This is a genomic window from Microbacterium sp. NPDC055599 (assembly GCF_053618975.1).
The window spans coordinates 214,933-233,454 of the sequence record NZ_JBSHIM010000006.1; the positions used below are offsets into that span (position 1 = coordinate 214,933).

General features: G+C 73.5%; 21 protein-coding genes and 1 pseudogene. 13 read left to right on the forward strand and 9 right to left on the reverse strand.

Translation table 11 applies throughout. From position 1 onward, the window contains the following. Positions 1-173 precede the first annotated feature (173 nt). The 5 genes from phnC to ACWGQ1_RS07950 are packed head-to-tail and all read left to right on the forward strand — an operon-like array spanning position 174 to position 5,706. Entirely contained in the window at positions 174-1,001 is an 828-nt protein-coding gene (phnC, locus tag ACWGQ1_RS07930; RefSeq protein ID WP_136036455.1) for a phosphonate ABC transporter ATP-binding protein, read from the forward strand. After that, positions 998-2,767, forward strand: coding sequence for a phosphonate ABC transporter, permease protein PhnE (phnE, locus tag ACWGQ1_RS07935; protein WP_452312730.1), 1,770 nt, complete (start codon positions 998-1,000; stop codon positions 2,765-2,767). The genes phnC and phnE overlap by 4 nt, the downstream gene beginning before the upstream one ends. After that, entirely contained in the window at positions 2,764-3,903 is a 1,140-nt protein-coding gene (locus ACWGQ1_RS07940; RefSeq protein WP_136035438.1) for a TIGR03364 family FAD-dependent oxidoreductase, read from the forward strand. Before phnE ends, ACWGQ1_RS07940 begins: the two co-directional genes overlap by 4 nt. Next, complete coding sequence (locus ACWGQ1_RS07945; RefSeq protein WP_447653190.1) at positions 3,900-4,607, forward strand: phosphonatase-like hydrolase; 708 nt, start codon at positions 3,900-3,902, stop codon at positions 4,605-4,607. The genes ACWGQ1_RS07940 and ACWGQ1_RS07945 overlap by 4 nt, the downstream gene beginning before the upstream one ends. Before the next feature lie 10 nt (positions 4,608-4,617). Next, complete coding sequence (locus ACWGQ1_RS07950; protein WP_378802765.1) at positions 4,618-5,706, forward strand: alcohol dehydrogenase catalytic domain-containing protein; 1,089 nt, start codon at positions 4,618-4,620, stop codon at positions 5,704-5,706. On the opposite strand, the gene ACWGQ1_RS07955 is transcribed toward ACWGQ1_RS07950, so the two are convergent. Next, on the reverse strand, positions 5,703-6,218 hold the full coding sequence (locus ACWGQ1_RS07955; RefSeq protein ID WP_136033179.1) for a CinA family protein: 516 nt from the start codon (positions 6,216-6,218) through the stop codon (positions 5,703-5,705). The two genes, ACWGQ1_RS07950 and ACWGQ1_RS07955, sit on opposite strands and share 4 nt — an antisense overlap. 319 nt (positions 6,219-6,537) lie before the next feature. Here ACWGQ1_RS07955 and ACWGQ1_RS07960 point away from each other — a divergent pair, with 319 nt between their 5' ends. Beyond that, entirely contained in the window at positions 6,538-7,221 is a 684-nt protein-coding gene (locus tag ACWGQ1_RS07960; RefSeq protein ID WP_168443062.1) for a site-specific recombinase, read from the forward strand. Here the strand turns inward: ACWGQ1_RS07960 and ACWGQ1_RS07965 are convergent. Then, complete coding sequence (locus tag ACWGQ1_RS07965; protein ID WP_240744624.1) at positions 7,194-7,727, reverse strand: FHA domain-containing protein; 534 nt, start codon at positions 7,725-7,727, stop codon at positions 7,194-7,196. The genes ACWGQ1_RS07960 and ACWGQ1_RS07965 overlap by 28 nt on opposite strands. A gap of 184 nt (positions 7,728-7,911) precedes the next feature. On the opposite strand from ACWGQ1_RS07965, the gene ACWGQ1_RS07970 reads away from it, so the two are divergent. The 3 genes from ACWGQ1_RS07970 to ACWGQ1_RS07980 all read left to right on the forward strand — a co-directional run bounded on the left by ACWGQ1_RS07970 (position 7,912) and on the right by ACWGQ1_RS07980 (position 10,221). Continuing rightward, positions 7,912-8,256, forward strand: a complete 345-nt coding sequence (locus tag ACWGQ1_RS07970; protein WP_136033177.1) for a DUF7882 family protein — start codon at positions 7,912-7,914, stop codon at positions 8,254-8,256. 88 nt (positions 8,257-8,344) lie between these two features. After that, a complete protein-coding gene (locus ACWGQ1_RS07975) occupies positions 8,345-9,244 on the forward strand; it encodes an SDR family oxidoreductase (RefSeq protein ID WP_136035562.1) in 900 nt (299 codons plus the stop codon). Positions 9,245-9,300: 56 nt separating this feature from the next. Further along, the gene (locus ACWGQ1_RS07980) at positions 9,301-10,221 is read left to right on the forward strand and encodes an EamA family transporter (RefSeq protein ID WP_452312731.1); all 921 of its coding nucleotides are present in this window, start codon (positions 9,301-9,303) and stop codon (positions 10,219-10,221) included. 8 nt (positions 10,222-10,229) lie between these two features. Here the strand turns inward: ACWGQ1_RS07980 and ACWGQ1_RS07985 are convergent, their stop codons facing one another. Together ACWGQ1_RS07985 and ACWGQ1_RS07990 are read right to left on the reverse strand one after the other, a co-directional pair. Then, positions 10,230-10,994 (reverse strand): YidC/Oxa1 family membrane protein insertase, encoded by a 765-nt coding sequence (locus ACWGQ1_RS07985; protein WP_136035561.1) that lies wholly within the window; start codon positions 10,992-10,994, stop codon positions 10,230-10,232. 61 nt (positions 10,995-11,055) lie between these two features. Further along, the gene (locus ACWGQ1_RS07990) at positions 11,056-11,328 is read right to left on the reverse strand and encodes a DUF6412 domain-containing protein (RefSeq protein ID WP_136035560.1); all 273 of its coding nucleotides are present in this window, start codon (positions 11,326-11,328) and stop codon (positions 11,056-11,058) included. A gap of 84 nt (positions 11,329-11,412) precedes the next feature. Between ACWGQ1_RS07990 and ACWGQ1_RS07995 the strand changes: the two genes are divergently transcribed. Beyond that, positions 11,413-12,561, forward strand: a complete 1,149-nt coding sequence (locus ACWGQ1_RS07995; protein WP_378802762.1) for an NAD(P)H-dependent flavin oxidoreductase — start codon at positions 11,413-11,415, stop codon at positions 12,559-12,561. 163 nt (positions 12,562-12,724) lie between these two features. Then, entirely contained in the window at positions 12,725-13,063 is a 339-nt protein-coding gene (locus tag ACWGQ1_RS08000; RefSeq protein ID WP_136037331.1) for a hypothetical protein, read from the forward strand. A gap of 6 nt (positions 13,064-13,069) precedes the next feature. On the opposite strand, the gene purU is transcribed toward ACWGQ1_RS08000, so the two are convergent. Next, positions 13,070-13,921 carry a formyltetrahydrofolate deformylase gene (purU, locus tag ACWGQ1_RS08005; protein WP_136037330.1) on the reverse strand — a complete coding sequence of 284 codons (852 nt, stop codon included), beginning with the start codon at positions 13,919-13,921 and terminating at the stop codon, positions 13,070-13,072. A gap of 84 nt (positions 13,922-14,005) precedes the next feature. Between purU and ACWGQ1_RS08010 the strand changes: the two genes are divergently transcribed. Then, complete coding sequence (locus ACWGQ1_RS08010) at positions 14,006-15,220, forward strand: cation:proton antiporter (protein ID WP_136037329.1); 1,215 nt, start codon at positions 14,006-14,008, stop codon at positions 15,218-15,220. Further along, the gene (locus ACWGQ1_RS08015; RefSeq protein WP_136037328.1) at positions 15,217-15,687 is read left to right on the forward strand and encodes a glutaminase; all 471 of its coding nucleotides are present in this window, start codon (positions 15,217-15,219) and stop codon (positions 15,685-15,687) included. The genes ACWGQ1_RS08010 and ACWGQ1_RS08015 overlap by 4 nt, the downstream gene beginning before the upstream one ends. 15 nt (positions 15,688-15,702) lie before the next feature. Here ACWGQ1_RS08015 and ACWGQ1_RS08020 read toward each other — a convergent pair whose 3' ends face one another. The 4 genes and pseudogenes from ACWGQ1_RS08020 to ACWGQ1_RS08035 all read right to left on the reverse strand — a co-directional run. Next, the gene (locus ACWGQ1_RS08020) at positions 15,703-16,419 is read right to left on the reverse strand and encodes a glutamine amidotransferase-related protein (RefSeq protein WP_136037327.1); all 717 of its coding nucleotides are present in this window, start codon (positions 16,417-16,419) and stop codon (positions 15,703-15,705) included. Positions 16,420-16,459: 40 nt separating this feature from the next. Continuing rightward, complete coding sequence (locus tag ACWGQ1_RS08025; RefSeq protein WP_452312732.1) at positions 16,460-17,212, reverse strand: LysR substrate-binding domain-containing protein; 753 nt, start codon at positions 17,210-17,212, stop codon at positions 16,460-16,462. A 10-nt stretch (positions 17,213-17,222) separates the two neighbouring features. Further along, complete coding sequence (locus tag ACWGQ1_RS08030; RefSeq protein ID WP_452312733.1) at positions 17,223-17,534, reverse strand: hypothetical protein; 312 nt, start codon at positions 17,532-17,534, stop codon at positions 17,223-17,225. Then, a pseudogene (locus ACWGQ1_RS08035) lies at positions 17,531-18,522 on the reverse strand (hypothetical protein); the annotation flags it as partial. The pseudogene ACWGQ1_RS08035 and the gene ACWGQ1_RS08030, both read right to left, overlap by 4 nt.

Here is an 18,522-nt window from a genome sequence, read left to right on the forward strand (position 1 = left end):
AGGGGGGTCGACCTTTTTGGGTGGGGGGGGGGGGGAGGGGGGGGGGAAGGGAGGGGGTTGGGTGTGCTTGTTTTTTCGTGGACTCGCGCTAGGGAACCCGGTGGCGTTCCCGGAGCGAGCGCAGCGGGACGAAGGGCCTCGCACCGGACCCGACCGCACGACAAGGAGATGCCATGACCGCGGCCACCGACACCCTCATCCGCCTCGACGGCGTGACCAAGACCTTCGGCAGCACCACGGCTCTGAGCGACGTGTCGCTCACCGTGGCCCGCGGCGAGATCGTCGTGCTGCTCGGCCTGTCCGGCTCGGGGAAGTCGACGCTCCTGCGACACCTCGACGGGCTCGAGGTGCCCACCGCCGGCACGGTCGACGTGCTCGGTGCCGCGGTCCCCGCGCTGCGCGGCCGGGCGCTGCGCGACCTGCGCAGCCGCGTCGGCTTCATCTTCCAGCAGTTCGAGCTCGTGCCGTCGCTGACCGTGCTGGAGAACGTGCTCACCGGCTCCCTCTCGCGCGTGCGCGGCCCCCGCCTCGGGCTCTGGGGCTACTCCCGCAGCGCGAGGCTGACCGCTCTCGAACACCTCGACCGCGTCGGCCTGCTCGACCGGGCGTATCAGCGCAGCGACACCCTCTCCGGCGGACAGCAGCAGCGCGTGGCCATCGCCCGTGCGCTCATGCAGAAGCCCGACATCCTGCTCGCGGACGAGCCCGTCGCCTCGCTCGACCCCGAGTCCAGCGAGCAGGTCATGGCTCTCATCCGCCGCATCGCCGCCGACGAGGGGCTCACCGTGGTGTGCAGCCTGCACCAGGTGGACCTCGCCATCAGCTGGGCCGACCGCATCGTGGGGCTGAGGCACGGCGAGGTCGTGCTCGACACCCCCACCGACGGCCTCAGCAAGGCGGAGGTCATGGAGATCTACGGACGCGTGGCCACGACGACCGCAGAGATCACGGCCGTGCAGGTCGAGCTCGCCGACGCAGCCACCCCGGCGGGCGTGGCATGACGGCCCTGGACACGTCGGCGGCGCCCGGCACCCGCGGCGGCGCGGCACCGCGCGGGGGCGCCCCCACCGGATCGGGCGGAGCGACCGTCGCGGCCCGTGCGCCCCGGCGCCGGCCCTCGCCGGAGCGCATCGCCGCGGGACTCACGCTCGTCGCGCTCGTCGTGCTCGGTGTGCTCGCGGTGCGCGACGTCGACATCTCGATCCCCGCGATGGTGCAGAGCTGGGGCAACGCGCAGAACTTCCTGGCCCGCGTCGGCGGCCTCTCCTTCCCGGAGCCCGGCGAGCTCCTGTGGCTCATCGCGCTGACGGTGGGCCTCGTGCTCGTGGGCACCCTGCTCGCCGCGGTGCTGTCGGTGCCGATCGCCTACCTCGCCGCCTCCAACACCACCCCGGGAGCGGGCTGGCGCGCCGCGGCGCGGTTCGTCGGCGTGCTGACCCGCGCCCTGCCCGACGTGGTGCTCGCGATGGCGTTCGTGCTGATGTTCTCGCTCGGCACCCTGCCCGGCATCCTCGCGATCGGCATCCACTCGATCGGCATGATCTCCAAGATGTTCGCCGACGCGATCGAGCAGATCGACGAGGGTCCGCGGCTGGCGATCCGGGCCGCGGGCGGCTCGAAGCTGCAGGAGTTCACCGCCGGCATCCTCCCGCAGGTGCTGCCGAGCTGGGTCGCGACCGTGCTGCACCGCAACGACATCAACCTGCGCGGCAGCGTCGTCCTCGGCTACGTCGGCGTCGCAGGGCTCGGTCTGGAGATGTCGTATGCGTTCAAGGCGCTCAACTACGGCAAGGGTCTCGGCATCGCGCTCGTGATCTTCGCGCTGTGCATCGCGATGGAGGTCGTGTCGAGCCTCGTGCGCGGGGCCATGCTGGGCGAGCAGCGGCAGACGCGCTCCTGGATGGACCGCCTGGTGCACCCCCGGCTGCGCCGCACGACCGCGCCCACCGCCGCCCGGTCGGAGTGGGCAGCGACACCGCAGACCGCCCTCCGCCGCCCCTGGACCGCGCAGCGCGTGCGCCACACCCTCGCCGGGGTCGCCGCCGTCCTGGTCGTGATCGGCAGCGTCGCGGTGAGCCAGATCACCTGGCTCGACCTCTTCACGTTCTGGGCCAAGCTCCCCGAGGTCGCCGCGCGCTTCTGGCCGCCGTCGTTCGGGAACTACGACGCGCCCGCGATGCTGGAGGCCATGCGCGAGACCGTCGCGATCGCGCTCGCCGCGACCGTGCTCACCCTGCTGCCCTCCCTGCTGCTCGGCTCGCTCGCCGCCCGCAACGTCGCCCCGAACGGAGCCGCGCGAGGGACCGCGCGCCTGCTGCTCGTCGGCATCCGCGGCATCCCGGAGCTCATCCTCGCGATCGTGCTCGTCGTCATCACGGGACTGGGCGCCCAGGCCGGCGTGATCGCGCTCGCGATCGGCGGCATCGGGTTGCTGGGCAAGCTCATCGCCGACTCCCTCGAAGAGGTCGACCGCGGACCGGAGCGCGCACTGCGTGCGGTCGGTGCGACCCGCCTGCAGACCTACGCGGCCGCCACCGTGCCGCAGGGGACCAGGGCGCTGATCGGGCACAGCTTCTACATGCTCGACACCAACATCCGTGCCGCCACCATCCTGGGCATCGTCGGCGGTGGCGGCGTGGGGTACTACCTGCTGAACGCCAGCCAGGGCTCACGCTACGAGACGGTGACCGCGATCGTCCTGATGATCCTGGTGACCGTGCTCGCGGTGGAGGGTCTCGCGATGTGGATGAGGAAGGTGTTCCGATGACCCGCGCGAACGACACCGCCGACGTGGTCGTGATCGGTGCGGGCATCGTGGGGCTCGGCGCCGCGTACGCCGCCGTCCGCCGGGGGCTGCGCGTGATCGTGCTCGACCGCAGCGACCGGCCCGTCGGTGCGACCGTGCGCAACTTCGGGCACCTGTGCATCGGCGCCCAGGGCGGAGACGCGCGGCGCTACGCCGACACCTCGCGCGAGCTGTGGCTGCGGCTCGCCCGCGACGCCGGGTTCTGGCTGCGCGAGTCCGGCACGCTCGTGGCCGCCAGGCACCGGGACGAGCTGGACGTGCTGGAGGCCGCGGCGCACGATGGCGGCATCCGGATGCTGGACAGCGCCGAACTGCGCCGCCGGGCACCGCTGCGCGCGGAGGGGCTGCACGGTGGGGCGCTCATCGATGCCGACCTGCAGACCGATCCGCGCACCGCGGCCGCCGCGATCGTGCGCCACCTCGCCGCGAACGGTGTGGACTTCCGCTTCCGCACCGCCGCGACCCGCCTCGCCGACGGACGGGTCGAGACCACGCGCGGTCGCATCGATGCCGGGGTCGTGGTCGTCGCCGTGAACCACGACCTCGACCAGCTGCTGCCCGAGTTCGCCGAGCGGCACGGTGTCGCCCGCTGCGCCCTCGACATGATGCGGGTCGCGGCGACCCTCCCGCGACCGCTCGACGCGCCCCTGCTCACCGGGTGGTCGCTCATCCGCTACGGCCGGTTCGCCGCGACCCCGCAGGCCGCGGCGCTGCGCGAGCGCCTGCACGCCGAACGCCCCGACCTCGCCGCGCTCGACCTCAACCAGATGTACACGCAGCTGCCCGACGGCACCCTGATCCTGGGCGACTCGCACGCGACCGCGACCGCTCCCGCGCCGTTCCAGCCCGAGGCCGCGTTCGCCGCGTTCCTCGCGGAGGCTCTGGCGCTGTTCGACATGCCGGAGCCGCGCGTGATCGAGCGGTGGCAGGGCGTGTACGCCAAGGCCCCGGGCGAGTTCCTCGTCGACCGCGGCGACGACGGCACCCTGGTGATCGCCGCGACCACCGGCATCGGCATGACCTGCGGGCTCGGACTCGCCGAGCTCACCCTCGCCTCGGCCCTCGGCCGGGCACCCGCCCTGGAAGGAACACCATGACCACTCCGATCGAACTCGTCGTCCTCGACATGGCCGGCACCACCGTGCGCGACGACGGCGTGGTGGAGCAGGCGTTCCAGCGCGCCGCCGAGCGCACCGGGGTGGCCGCGCGGCTGCCGTGGGAGGAGGCGCTCGACCACGTGCGCGCCACCATGGGGCAGTCGAAGCTCGACGTCTTCCTGCACCTCGCCGACGGCGACCTCGCCGCCGCGCAGCGCGCCACGGCCGCGTTCGAGGACGCGTATGCGGAGATCGTCGCGGAACACGGCGTGACCGAGATCCCCGGGGCCGCGGACGCGATCCGGAGCCTCAAGGACGCCGGGCTCGCCGTGGCCCTGACCACCGGGTTCGCGCCAGTGACCCGGCAGGCGCTGCTCGACGGGCTCGGATGGGGCGACCTCGTCGACGTGGCGCTCTCGCCCGTGGACGCGGGCCGCGGCCGTCCGGCGCCCGACCTCGTGCTCACCGCGCTCCTGCGCTGCGGGGCCTCGGCGGTGCACGCGGTCGCGGTGGTCGGCGACACCGTGAGCGACGTGCAGTCCGGGCGCCGCGCCGGGGCCGGGTTCGTGGCGGGCGTGCTCACCGGCGCGCACGACCGCGCCGCCCTGAGCGGCGCGGGAGCCCACGCCGTGCTCGCCGACGTCACCGCCCTGCGCGGCGCGCTCGCCCAGCGCGACCTGCTGCCCACCGTCTCCGCGCGCTGAGCATCCGGCCATGGGAACCGTGCTGATCCGCCCGCCCGGTCACCGGAGGGACGTCGCCCTGCGCCCCGCCGCCACCGCCATGGTGTGGATCGGCGACGGGCACCCGCACGAGACCATCGCGGTGCCCGGCGTCGCCCTCGGCGACCACGACGTGCTGGTCGCTGTCGAGATGTCGACCATCTGCGGCTCCGACGTGCACACCGTGCAAGGGCGGCGCGCGGCCCCCACGCCGCTCGTGCTCGGGCACGAGAGCGTGGGGCGGGTCATCGCGCTCGGTGACGCCGGAGCGGACGCGACCGACGGGGCCCCGCTGCGCCTCGGCGACCGCGTGGTGTGGTCGGTCACGGTGTCGTGCGGCACGTGCGACCGCTGCCGCCGCGGGCTCACCCAGAAGTGCCGCGACCTGGGCAAGTACGGCCACGACAGGGTGGGCGTGCACGGCGACCTCACCGGCGCGTTCGCCAGCCACGTGCAGCTGCGCGCGGGGACGGCGGTCGCGCGGGTGCCGGAGTCACTGCCCGCCGCGGTGCTCGCGCCGGCGGGCTGTGCGACGGCGACCGCGTGGGCCGCGGTGACCAGGGCCGCGCGCGACATGCCCCTCGACGGCGCGACGGTGCGCGTGCACGGCGCCGGGCTGGTGGGGCTCTCCGCCGCGGCGATCGCCGTCGAACACGGGGCGGTGGTGGAGGTGCGCGACCCCGACCCCGCGCGACGGGCCCTCGCCGCGCGCTTCGGGGCCACCGCGCTCGACCGGGAGCCCGACGTCGTGATCGAGGCGTCGGGGCACGCGGTCGCGGAGGCACTGGCCGGGGTCGCGGTGGGTGGCACGGTCGTGCTGGTCGGCAGCGTGTTCCCCGCCGAGCCGGTGCCCGTGGATGCCGAGGCCGTGGTGCGGCGCCTGGTCACCGTGACCGGGATGCACAACTACACGTCGCAGGACCTCGCCGACGCGGTCGCGTTCCTCGCCGGTCGCGGCCGCGCCTACCCCTTCGCGGACGCGGTCGGCGCCGTGCGCTCGCTGCTCGACATCGACGCGGCCCTCACCGAAGCGGCGGCCCCCGGAGCCCCGCTGCGCATCGGCCTCGTGCCGGGCCGCTAGTCCTCGCCGCCCGACCCGCGGCGGGGCCCCGCGGGGTGCAGGCCCTCGGCGTGGAACGCGAGCAGCCGCACCGCGGCGTCGACGCTCGCCGACAGCACCTCGTCGGGGTCGCCCGTGAGCGCGAGCCGCCGGTGGCCCGAGTCCTCCGCGGTCGCCCAGCCGAGGTACACGGTGCCGGCGGGGTGGCCGCCCTCGGGGCCCGGGCCACCGACACCCGTGGTCGAGACGCAGATGTCCGCCTCGAACAGCCGCAGGGCCCCGGTGGCGAGCTGCTCGGCGCACGCCGCGGAGGTGGGGTCGGTTCCCGGCGTGAGACCGAGCACCCGCTCCTTGACCTCGGTGAAGTAGGCCACGATGCCGCCCGCGAACCAGTCGGACGCGCTCTCCCCGGCGCCGATGGTGTTCGCGAGCCGCCCGGACGTGAGCGACTCCGCCACGCTCACCCGCAGACCGCGGGTGCGGGCGAGCTCGCTCAGCCGCTCCAGCTCGGGCGTCTCGTTCGGCGCGGTCATCGCTCGCTGCTCTCGGACGTGCTCGTCATGGGCGATCCTCTCATCTCGGTCGTCGCGCCACGCGTCCCGCCGCGGCGCCTGATCCGACGGTAGAGGACGGGGCGACACGGACGCAGGGGATTGACAAGGAGAGCGACGGCGTCAAGCCCCTGCCGGTGGTCGTCCGGTCCGGCGAGGGTCGGTCCATCGGACATCGCGAGGAGGCGGACATGGGAGAGCAGACGCGGGACACCGCGGGGATGCGCGCGGTCTTCTGGACGTGGGCGGGCATCATCGCGGTCGGGCTGGCGATCATGATCGCGCTGCCGCTGGGAGGTCGATGACCGTGCGGAGCCGGATCAGGGATCACGCCCTCAGCCTGTTCTTCCTCGCGCTGTTCGCGGCGGCGCTGATCGGCCAGTCGATCGCCGGATACCTGCGCAACAACGACGAGCTCGTGGAGCACGGACAGGCCACGATCGGCTTCCTCGACTTCGTGTGGTCGTCGGACTTCGCGGTCGACGTGGCCGAGAACTGGCAGTCGGAGTTCCTGCAGTTCTTCCTTTTCATCGCCGCGACGATCTGGTTCGTGCAGCGCGGTTCACCCGAGTCCAAGAAGCCGGGAGACGAGGGTCCGGGGAGCGACGCGGATCAGCTGGTGGGACGCCACGCCCGCCCTGACTCCCCACGATGGGCCAGGGCGGGCGGGTGGCGCGCCGCCGTGTTCGGCAACTCGCTGCTGATCGTGATGGGGGCGGTGTTCCTGCTGTCGTGGTTGGCGCAGTCGCTCGCCGGGACCGTCGTGATGAACGCGGAGAACGCGCAGCACGGCGCGGCGGCGATCACCTGGCTGGACTACGTGGTCTCGCCCGACTTCTGGGATCGGACGCTGCAGAACTGGCAGTCCGAGTTCCTGGCCGTCGGCACCATGGTCGCGTTCGCGATCTACCTGCGTCAGCGCGGGTCAGCCGAATCGAAGCCCGTGGGGACGCCGCATCACACCTCGGCGTCGGAGTCCGACTGAGGCGCGCGCTCGCCGTCGCCGTCGTAGTCGGGGCGCGGCGGCTGCAGCGGCTGGTCGGAGTACTCCCCGCCGAGGCGTCCGCCGTAGGGGCGCCCGTGGTCGGCGAACTCGTCGCGGGCGAAGACCAGCTCCCACGGGCCGACCGTGAACCGCGAGCCGGTGCGCAGCGTCTCGGTGCGCTCGCCGGGGTGCGTGGCGTCGGCGTCGGGGTTCGAGTTCATCTCGCCGTCGGCGTGCAGCGTCACCACGTACTCGTCGCGGTCGTCGTGCACCACCGTCGCGTGCACGGGCTCGGTGTCGGCGAGGCGCAACTCGTTGCCCGCCGCCGATCCGATGCGCACCTCGTCGACGTCGAGGGCGAACTCGGTGCGCTCGTCGTCGCGGCGCACGCGCAGGCGCGGGTTGCCGGCGCCCCGTTCGGCGTGGGTGGTGCCGGGCGTGTAGCCCTCGTCGGGACGGTCGTCGATGTGGCGTGCGTTCATGGCGGTGCCCTCCTCGGGTGTCATGGCCCCGAGGCTAGTCCGCTCCGGCTTCCCGCGCGCGGGGCTTGACTTCCGTCCCTCGCGCGCTCCAGGCAGCCACTCGGCCCGCGGAGTTGCGGCCCGCCCGGGGCGAGGGCTTACGCTACCCCCAGGGCACGATCCCGGCGGTGGCCGGGCGGGAACCGGATCGACCGAGGAGCATCACCCGATGGGCAAGTTCATCTACGAAGGAAGCGTGAAGAGCGAGATCGAGGATCGCGCCCTCACGCACCTGCAGCTCGTGATCACGGCGAAGCTGCGCCGGGGGGAACCGTTCCCGTTCAGCTGGCGTGAGGACGCCAGCGTGGGCGGCGGACGCACCACGGTGTGGATCCAGCCGGGCAGCTCGCTCGTCTTCAAGTACTTCGGCAGCCGGCAGCCCTCGATCAACCGCGCCTGGATCGAGGCGCTCGCCTTCACCGCCAACGCCCCCAGCGGCCTGTACCTGGTGCCGGAGCCCGCGGAGGCGGGCGAGCAGCCGGGCGGAGACACCCCGGTCACACCGCCGCTCTGAGGTGTCAACCCCCTGCCCCCGGTCGGCGGTTGCCGTGATGCTCGATCCGAGCACGACACGACAGCCACTCGACACAGGAGGAGCGGACATGACCGACACCACCCGCGACAGCGGCCTCACTGACCCCCGGCACGCGCACCGCGAGGAGGGCTTCCCGGCGCAGAGCCAGGATCAGCCCGGACTCACCGAGCGCACCACGCCCGAACCCGACCACGGCGAGTCCTCGTACGTGGGCCACGGACGGCTCGAGGGGCGACGCGCGCTCATCACCGGCGGTGACTCGGGCATCGGCCGCGCGGTCGCGATCGCCTTCGCCAGGGAGGGTGCCGACGTCGCGATCGTGCACATGCCCGAGGAGCAGGACGACGCGGAGGACACGCTGGCCCTCGTGCGCGAGGCCGGACGCACCGGCGTCAGCATCCCCGGCGACGTGCGGGACGAGGCCTTCGCGACCGACGCGGTGCACCGGGCGCGGACCGAGCTCGGCGGACTCGACGTCCTGGTGCTCAACGCCGCCTACCAGCACGACATCGACGGCTTCGAGAACCTCGACACCGAGAAGATGCGCCGCGTGTTCGACACGAACCTCGCCGGGCTGATCTTCTCGGCCCGCGCCGCCTTCCCCGACCTGGAGCCCGGCGCCAGCATCATCGTCACCTCATCGGTGCAGTCGGCGCAGCCCTCGCCGGGGCTGATTGACTACGCCATGACGAAGGCCGCGCAGGTCGCGTTCGTGAAGGCGCTCGCCGAGGAGGCGGGCCCGCGCGGTATCCGCGTGAACGCTGTGGCGCCCGGGCCGATCTGGACGCCGCTGATCCCCGCTACCGGGTGGGGTCCCGAGCGCCTGGAGACCTTCGGGCAGGACACCCCGCTCGGACGCGCCGGACAGCCGGCCGAACTCGCCGGCGCCTACGTGTTCCTCGCGTCGGAGGAGTCGTCGTACGTCTCGGGCACGGTCGTCGCGGTGACCGGGGGCAAGGCCCTCTGAGGCCCCATCGAGCTGCGTGGGCGGCGGGGCGACGGGCTCCCGCCGCCTAAGCTCGTATGGTGCAGAAACCCGCGGCATCCGGCACCCTCGTGGGGGTCTCGCTCGTCATCGGCTCGTGCCTCTCGCTGCCGTTCGGGGCCGCCGTCGCCGCGCAGCTCTTCCCCGTCCTCGGCCCCTGGGGCGTGACCTCGCTGCGGGTCGCGATCGCCGCGGTGCTGCTGGTCGTGCTCGTGCGCCCGAGGGTGCGGGGGTGGACGCGGCAGCAGTGGCTCGCGGCCGTGCTCTTCGGGGTGTCGCTCGCCGCGATGAACGGCTTCTTCTATGCCGCCATCGACCGCATCCCGCTCGGGCCGGCCGTGGCGATCGAGTTCCTCGGCCCGCTCGTGCTCGCGGCCGTGCTCACCCGGCGGCTCGCCGATGCCGTCTGGGTCGCGGTGGCCCTGCTTGGCATGGCGCTGCTCGGCATCGACGGCCTGATCGGCGCGGATCCCCTCGACCCGCTCGGCGTGGTGTTCATCCTGATCGCGGCCGGCTTCTGGGTGATGTACATCCGGATGAGCGCCCGCGTCGGAGCCCTCATCCCCGGAAGCAGCGGGCTCGCGATGGGGCTCGTGGTGGCGGCGGTGCTGCTGATCCCCGTGGGGGTGCCCGCGGCCGCGACGGTCGCCGCCGACCCGTCGCTGCTGCTGCTGGCCGCGGTGACGGCCGTGCTGTCGTCGGTCATCCCGTACAGCTTCGAGCTGGCGGCGCTGCGTCGCCTGCCGCAGCGGGTGTTCGGGGTGCTGCTGAGCCTGGAGCCCGCGTTCGCGACGCTGGCCGGATGGCTCCTCCTGGGGCAGGACGCGACGGTGCTGCGGCTGCTGGCCGTCGCGCTCGTGATCGCCGCGAGCGTGGGGACGACCCTCGGCGTGCGCCGGGACCGGAGGGGTGAGGAGCCGTCCGGCCCCTTCACCGCCCCGATCCCGCTGCCTGACTGACCCCGAGGTCACGCGCGGGCGGCGGCGGGCTCCGGCAGGGGGAACCGCCGGCGGAGCACCACGCGCTGCACGAGCGTCCACACGACCGTGACCGTGAGGTAGAGCGCGGCCGCGAGCGGGACGAACGCCGCGAACACGGCTGTGAGGTAGTGCAGCGCCGACATCGCCCGCAGCACCCCGGGCGAGCTGAGCGGCGAGTCGTCGCCCTCGACGGGCGCGGGGCGGAACACGCGCCGGGTGACCTCGGCGACCGCGATCATCACCGCCAGCAGCACCCCGAACACCGCGAACGTCGCCGGGGTCGCGGTGCCGCCGAACAGTGCGGAGACCAGGCTCGCGCCCAGCGGGGCGCCGAAGAGGTCGTGGGCCAGCAGGTCGTTCGGGTGTCCGGCGATCTCGGGTCGCAGGAACAGCGTGTAGAGCAGCCCGACGACCGGGGCCTGGGCCAGCACGGGGAGCATCCCGGCGAACGGCGAGGTGTTCTCGGAGCGGTAGAGCTCCATCATCTCCTTCTGCAGCCGCTCGGGGTTCTTCTTGTGCCGACGCTGCAGTTCGCGCAGCCGGGGAGCGAGGCGCGCCCTGGTCTGCTCGGCCCTCGCCTGCGAGATGCCGACGGGGATGAGGAGGGCACGCACCAGGAGCGTGACGAGCACCACGGCGAGGGCCGCGGCGGACGGGCCGGCGAGGGGCTCGAGGGCGGTGGAGAGGCCGGTCAGGGCCGTGTAGGCCGCGTTCAGGAGCGCGGCGAGGGGAGGGAAGGCGAAGATGTCCACGGGTGTCCGTTCGTGAGGTCGGGAAGGGTCGGCGAAGGCCGCGCGCTCCCGTCGGAACGGGCTACGCGGCGATCGCGACTCCCGGCGCCCGCGGACGCGGATGCCCCGCGGCATCCGGGTCGCTCTGCGGCAGCAGAGTGCCGACGTCGATGGCGCGGAGGGGATGCGGGGCGTCGGCCTCCGGTCGCTGGCGCACGCTCAGCACGACGGCGAGGGTCAGCGCGGTGACCGCGAGGAGGGCCACGGCGAGCCCGAGCGCGGTGGCATCGGGAAGAGCGACGAGCCCGAGCGCGGCCGCGACGATGCCGAGCATCTGCCCGATCCACTGCCGCATGTGCACACCCCGCTCTCTGCCACCGAGGCTAGCAGGGGGCGTCGTCCCGCCCGCGGCCGTCCGCCGCGGGCGTAACGTCGAAGCATGAGCGACCTGCGCACCCTGTTCGGCATCACGCACCCGATCGTCCTCGGTCCCTTCGGCGGGCTGTCGTCCGTCGCGCTCACCGCGGCCGTGAGCAACGCCGGGGGCCTGGGGTCGTTCGGCCTCTATGGCTACGACGGCGACCGTATCCGGGCGACCGGGTCCGAGCTGCGCGCCGCGACCGACCGGCCGTTCGCGCTGAACATCTGGTTGCCGACCGGCGACGAGGTCGAGCCCAACCCGCAGCACACGGTCTTCGCCCAGGCGCTCCAGCCGTTCTACGAGGCCGTGGGGGTCGCCGTGCCGACGCGGCCGGAGCGCTACGTCCCGCCGCTCGACGAGCAGCTCGACGCGATCTGGGCGGTCGCCCCGGCGGTGCTCAGCGTGGTGTTCGGCGTGCCGTCGCCCGAGGTCGTCGCGGAGGCTCACGACCGGGGCATCCGGATCGTCGGCACGGCCACGACGGTGGCGGAGGCCGTCGCGCTCGCCGAGGCCGGTGTGGATGCGGTGGTGGCGACCGGAGCGGAGGCCGCCGGACACCGGGTGTCGTTCCTGCGTCCCGCCGAGGAGTCCCTGGTGGGGACGTTCGCGCTCGTGCCGCAGGTAGTGGATGCGGTCGGGGTGCCGGTGATCGCGGCGGGCGGCATCGCGGACCGCCGCGGCGTCGCGGCCGCCCTCGCCCTCGGTGCCGCCGGCGTGCAGGTGGGGACGGCCTTCCTCGCCACGGACGAGTCCGCGGCGACCGCGGCGCACCGGGACGCGATCCGCGCGACCGCCGCGGACGACACCGTCCTGACCCGGGCGATGAGCGGACGGCTCGCGCGCGGCGCCCGCAACCGCGCCGTGCGGGCGATCGAGGCGAGCGGCACCATCGCCCCCTTCCCGATGCAGAACTGGCTCACGGGGCGCTTCCGCACGGCGGCCGGGGAGCAGAACCTCGGCGAGCTGCAGTCGCTGTGGCTGGGCCAGGCGGCTCCGCTCGCCCGCGGCACCACCGCCGCCGACGTGTTCGCCGAGCTCGCCGCCGGGCTTGTCGATGGGCGTGTCCTCGTCGAGTGGATCCGGGACGAGAGGCTGCCTGATCGACTATCCCGTGCGACCTCTGAGCTTGATAGCCGGATTCGGGAGAACCGGCATGCCTGGGAGTGATTCGTTGGCGATCTCAGTGCACCCGTGTCGGTCTGTGCAGCAAAACGCCCGCACTTCCGTCGGGCGGAAGCGCGGGCGATCGCTGCGGAACTACGCCCACTGCCGGCTCTACTCGCGCGGCGTACGTCGGTTCTTGCGGTGCTTCTTATGTGACCTGCTCGCGATGGCGAAGAACACCACCAAGAAGAACATCGCAGACATCATCACCCAGAGCATGCGGGCAAACCTAACACTTCACGCTCGTGGGAATGAACGACGGGACGTCGAGCTTGAGGCAGCGACCTTCGCCGGACGCGTTGCCTGCCACGGTCGCGATCGCCGCAACTGCGCCCGCACCAACCGTGTACAGCACGGCGCTGACAGCTACCCCGCCAGGCAGCGCTGCGATCGCTGCACCCGCGGCGAGAATGAACCCGACAACGGCGAGGTACGACCGTCACTCCCCACCGCGGCGTCCCACGGTCTCGCCGTCGACGTGCTCGCCGGGCTCCCGGAGACGTGAGGCGGGTCAGAGGATGACGGTCGAGCGGCCGTGCACGATCACGCGGTCCTCGGCGTGCCACTGCACGGCCCGGGCGAGCACGAGGCGCTCGACGTCGGCGCCGCGGCTCTGCAGTTCGGCGGCGGACTCGGAGTGCGTCACCCGCGTGACGTCCTGCTCGATGATCGGCCCCTCGTCGAGGTCGGCCGTGGCGTAGTGCGCGGTCGCCCCGATCAGCTTCACGCCGCGCTCCTTGGCCCTGGCATACGGGTTGGCGCCGATGAACGCGGGCAGGAACGAGTGGTGGATGTTGATGACGGGGGCTTCGAGGCGCGTGATGAAGTCGTCCGTGAGGATCTGCATGTAGCGGGCGAGCACGACCAGGTCGACGTTGCCCTGCAGCAGCTCGAGCTGTCGCTCCTCCATGGCCTGCTTGTCGCCCGAGGGGATGTGCACGAACGGCACGCCGAACGAGCGCACGGCCTCGGCGAGGTCGGGATGGTTCGACACGACCATGGTGATGTCGATGTCGAGCTGCCCGCGCTGCGTGCGCCACAGCAGCTCCATGAGGCAGTGGTCGTACTTGGACACGAAGATCGCGACGCGCTTGCGCCGGGACACGTCGTGCAGCGACCACTCCATGCCGAAGCGCTCCGCGACGTCGGCGATGTCGGCCTCGAGCGCGGGGCGCGCGGCGGCCAGACCGGGGAGGTGGATGACGGTGCGCTGGAAGAAGCGTCCGCCCTCGGAGTCGGTGGAGTGCTGGTCGAGCGAGATGATGTTCGCACCGTGCCGCGCGAGCACACCGGCGACCGCGGCGACGATGCCGGGCTGGTCGTCGCAGGCGATCAGCAGGCGGGCGGTATCGGGCTGGCTCATGGGGGCTCCTCCAGGGTGTGCCTCGATTCTGCCGTGTCGCGCGGGCGGGGAGCGAATCGCCGGGGGCGTCGCTACCCTGAGACCGTGGACGCGAGCGACGTCGGCCTGGTGCTGATCCCCCTGCTGGCGGTCGCCGCCCCTCTGCTCGCCCGGGGCGTCCGGCCGCTCGTGCGCGTGCCGATCATCGTGTTCGAGCTCGTGCTGGGGATCCTCGTCGGCCCCGCCGTGCTCGGCTGGGTCGAGCCGGGTCCGCTGCTGGAGAAGCTGAGCGACTTCGGCCTGGCCGTGCTGTTCTTCGTCGCCGGCTCCGAGATCGACTTCCGCACGGTCGCCGGGAAGCCGCTCGCGCGGGCGTCGCTCGGGTGGCTGCTCAGCGTGCTGCTCGGGATCGGGCTCGGGTTCTTCTTCGCGCCGGGGGAGGGCATGGTCGTCATCGGGATCGCCCTCAGCTCCACCGCCCTCGGCACGCTCATGCCGATCCTCCGCGATGCGCGGGAGCTGGACACCCCGTTCGGCCGGGCGATCAGCACGATCGGGGCGGTCGGGGAGTTCCTGCCGCTGATCGCCATCTCCCTGTTCCTCAGCACCAGGACCACGCCCCTGGCGACCGCGGTCCTGCTGACCTTCGTGGTGCTCGCCGGACTCGCCGTCCTGATCGCCCACCGCATGCCGCACGGGCGACTGCACGGCATCGTGCGGGCGACGCTGCACACCTCCGACCAGTTCGGGGTGCGGTTCGTGATCCTGCTGATCGCCGCCCTGGTCGGACTCAGCGTGATGCTCGACCTCGACATGCTGCTGGGGGCGTTCGTCGCCGGCGCGATCTGGCGGATCATCATGGCGCGGGCCCCGAAGAAGGACGCCGAGGAGGTGGAGAGCAAGATCGAGGCGATCGCGTTCGGCTTCCTCGTGCCGATCTTCTTCCTCTACACCGGCGTCACGTTCGACCTCGACGCGCTGCGGTCGTCGCCGACGGCACTGGCGCTGGTGCCGGTGTTCCTGGTCGCGCTGCTGGTGTTCCGCGGGTCGGCCGCACAACTGTCCGCGCCGGCGGGAGCGGGCCTGCGCGACCGCACCGCCCTGGGCCTGCTCGCCGCGACCGGTCTGCCCATCATCGTGGCCGTCACCGGTATCGGCGTGGATCAGGACATGCTCGACACGGGCACGGCCGCGGCGCTCGTCGGTGCCGGCATGCTGTCCGTGCTGCTGTACCCGCTGATCGGCATGACCCTCCGCGGCGACCGCGCTCCGGTGGTCGGGCCCGCCCTCGCCGACCGCACCAGGCAGGGGGAGCTGTGACCTCCGCCTCCGCCCTGCTGACCGACGCGGTGGCCGCGCTCGCCGGGGTGCCGCGCGAGGGGCTCGGCGAGGAACGGGAGTCGCGCTGGCGGGGTCGCCGCATCGTGCGCGTGGGGGACGCCTGGCATCTGGGCGTGCTGCTGCTCACCGACACGCACGCCCTCGCCACCGCCGAGGTGCTGCGGGCGGCCGACCCCGGACGCCGCGGCTACACGGCCGAGTCGGCACGGGCGCGCGCCGAGCGCCGAGCGGAGGCTCTGCGCGGTGGCTTCCGGGAGGGCGAGGTGGTGCACGTGGGCTGGAGCGTGATCGACGTCGCCGGGGTGGACGCGGGCGGCTCCTCGGGCCCGCTCGCCCTCGTCGACGGGGTGCCGTCGGTGCGGTGGAGCACCGCGGGCGGCTTCATGCCCCTGGAGTCGTATCTCCGCGAGCGGATCGAGCTGCTGCGCGGTGGCGCCTCCGCGTGAGGGCGCGGTGACGGCTCAGACGAAGGTCTCCGCGAAGCGCCGCAGCAGCGCGGCCCCCTCGGTGACCGACGCCGCGAGCACCTCCCGCTGCACGGCGTCGAACCGCTCGGGGTCGAAGTAGCCCGTGGTGCGGTAGAACGTCATCCGGTCGGCGAAGTCGCGCGGCGTGGGCTCCGGGTGGAACTGCGCCGCGTACAGGTGCGACCCCACCCGGTAGGCCTGCACGGGGCAGGCGTCGTTCGTGGCGAGCAGCACCGCGCCCGGAGGCACGGCCGCGGCGCTCTCCTTGTGCGCGGTGAACACCGTGAGCGCGGGCCCGCTCGGCCCGAACACGGGGTCGGCGTCGCCCTCCGCCGTCGTGCGGATCACGGTCGCGCTCGCCGGCTCCGGCATGGTCGTGACCACCTCGCCGCCCCGCATCCGCGTGAGCACGCCGATGCTGAAGCACGTGAAGAACGCCGCCACGGTGGCCGCGGTCGCGGCGTGCGCGATCGTCTCCAGATCGGCCTCCACGCGCTGCTGCGTCGGGCTCTTCACCCGGTCGCTCACGTTGAACGGCGATCCCCCGATCACGATGCCCCGGTAGCGCTCCAGATGCGCGGGGCTCAGCGGCTCATGCAGGAGGTCGAGCCGGTCGACCACGTCGACGCCGAGCGCCCGGCGGAAGGAGGCGTGCTCGGCGTCGGCCGCCCCGACCTCGGGACGCACGCAGACATAGAGGAGCGAGGCCATCAGGAGATTCTAACGAGGGGCCGGGACGGCGCCGACGCGCTCAGCGGGACGAGTTCGCGGTGCGTCCGCGCACGATCCCGACGAACGCCTCGACGTCGGGCGTCGTCCGGTCGCGGCGCCAGGCCAGCGCGACGGTCGACACGGGGCCGCCCGCCAGCACGCGGTGGTCGGCGTCCTTGCGGTGGTGCAGGCGTGCGAGCGACATCGGCACGATCACCACGCCCACGCCCGAGGCCGCGGTGGCGATCGCGTCGGACGTGGCGAGGGGTGCGAACCGCGCGGCCGTCGTCCCGGGGAGCGCGAGGCCGCCCCACACGTCGTCACTCAGCGCGATGAGCACCTCGCCGTCCAGGTCGCGGGGGGTGAGCTCGTCCGCGGCCATCAGGTGGGAGTCCGCGGCGGCCACGACCACGGGCACCTCGTCGTACAGCGGGATCACGTGCAACGACGCGTCGTCGAGCGGCAGGCGGACGAGGGCGGCGTCGAGGTCGTCGAGAGCCGAGCGCTGCGCGGCCACCTCGATCGGGACGAGCTCGAGGGGCACGTCGGGGAGGCGCTGCTTCCACCGGTCGATCCAGGTGCCGGGAGTGGCACCGGGCACGGCGCCCAGCCGGAACGTGCGCGGCTCCTCCGCCGCGGCGGGTGCGGCGTCGAACACGACCTTGCGGGTCGCGGGCGCCGGGGCCTTCTTCGACGCCCCGGGGCGCGGACGCGCACCGGGGACGGCCCGGTTCCGGCGCGGGGGCGTGCCCTTGCCGGAACCCTTCGCGGGTCGTCGTCCCTGGTGCGCCATGCCGTCCAGGCTACTCGGCGGTGTGCGCGACCGGCGCCTCGGCCGCATCGGGGGCGAACGCCGCGACGCCCTCCGTCCGCCGGCGTTGGCCCCTCCGCACGAGCCCGGCGGCTCCACCCACCAGCAGCAGCGCACCGGCGCTCAGCAGCACCACGGTGAGGATGGTGGCGGGCGTGAGGGTGGCCACACCGTCGGCGAGGGCGGCTCGGCGGTCGTCGTCGGCGAGCACCCAGAGGGCGGCCCCGGCGATCGCGGCCAGCACCACGCCCCAGATGATGGCGGCCCAGCGGGTGCGCGGGGTGGTGATCGTGTCGGTGCTCATCGGTCGTCCTCCGGTGATTCCTGGACCGTGATGGCGATGACGCCGCTGGTCTGGTGGATGGTGACGGGTTGCACGGTGGTCGGCGAACCGGAGCCGGACGTGATGTCCTCCGACACGGTCCAGGTGCCGTCGTCGCGCGTGAGGGGCCAGGTGCCGCTGTCGGTGATGCGGCCGGCCTCGGGGTCGACGCGGATCCAGCTCACCTCGACGTCGTCGCCGACCGTGCCGCGCAGCGCCAGGCGCACTCCCTCGTCCACGAAGATCTCGGTGCGACCGGAGCCCTTGTCGATCAGCATGGGCCGCGGTCCGTCGTCGTGCGCGTGCAGCTGCACGTACAGGTCCCCGAAGGGCTGACGCACCTGCGCCGGCTGGTTGTTCGAGATCGACGCGTACCCCAGCGTGGTGCCGGGCACCGCCGCGACGCCGCCGGCGACGAGGCCGCCGACGAGCGTCGCGATGGTCGCGAACGCGAGGAAGCCGCTGCGGCGCCGGAGTGCCCCGGCGACGATCATCGACACCGCGAGCACGAGCGCGGCCGACAGCAGCCCGAGCGCTCCGCCCAGGCCCTCGCCCACCGCGAGCCCCACGCCCGCACCGACCACGATCGCGAGTCCGAGCGCGGCCATCACCGCGGCGAAACCGGCACGCGGGTTCGACGCCCGGCGGCCGCGTCGTCGCTCGGCGGCCTCCGCGGCGAACACCGCGGCCTCGGCCTGGCGCTCCCGTCGCAGCTGATCCCTGGCGGCACGCTCCGCATCCTGCTGCTGGCGCCGCCACGCCTGGTCCTGCTCCTTCCAGGCCGCGTGCTGCGCGCGCCACGCCTCCAGCGCGGCGGGGTCGTTCGCCCCGGGCGGCAGGGGCGCGGGAGGGGTGGGCGGGAGGAGGCCGGCGTCGGCGAGCGGCACGGTGTCCGCGGGGGTCACCGCCGCGGAGTCGAGCGTCGACGGCGGGACGGAGGTGGCGTCCCCCCCCCCCGCGGGACCCCAAC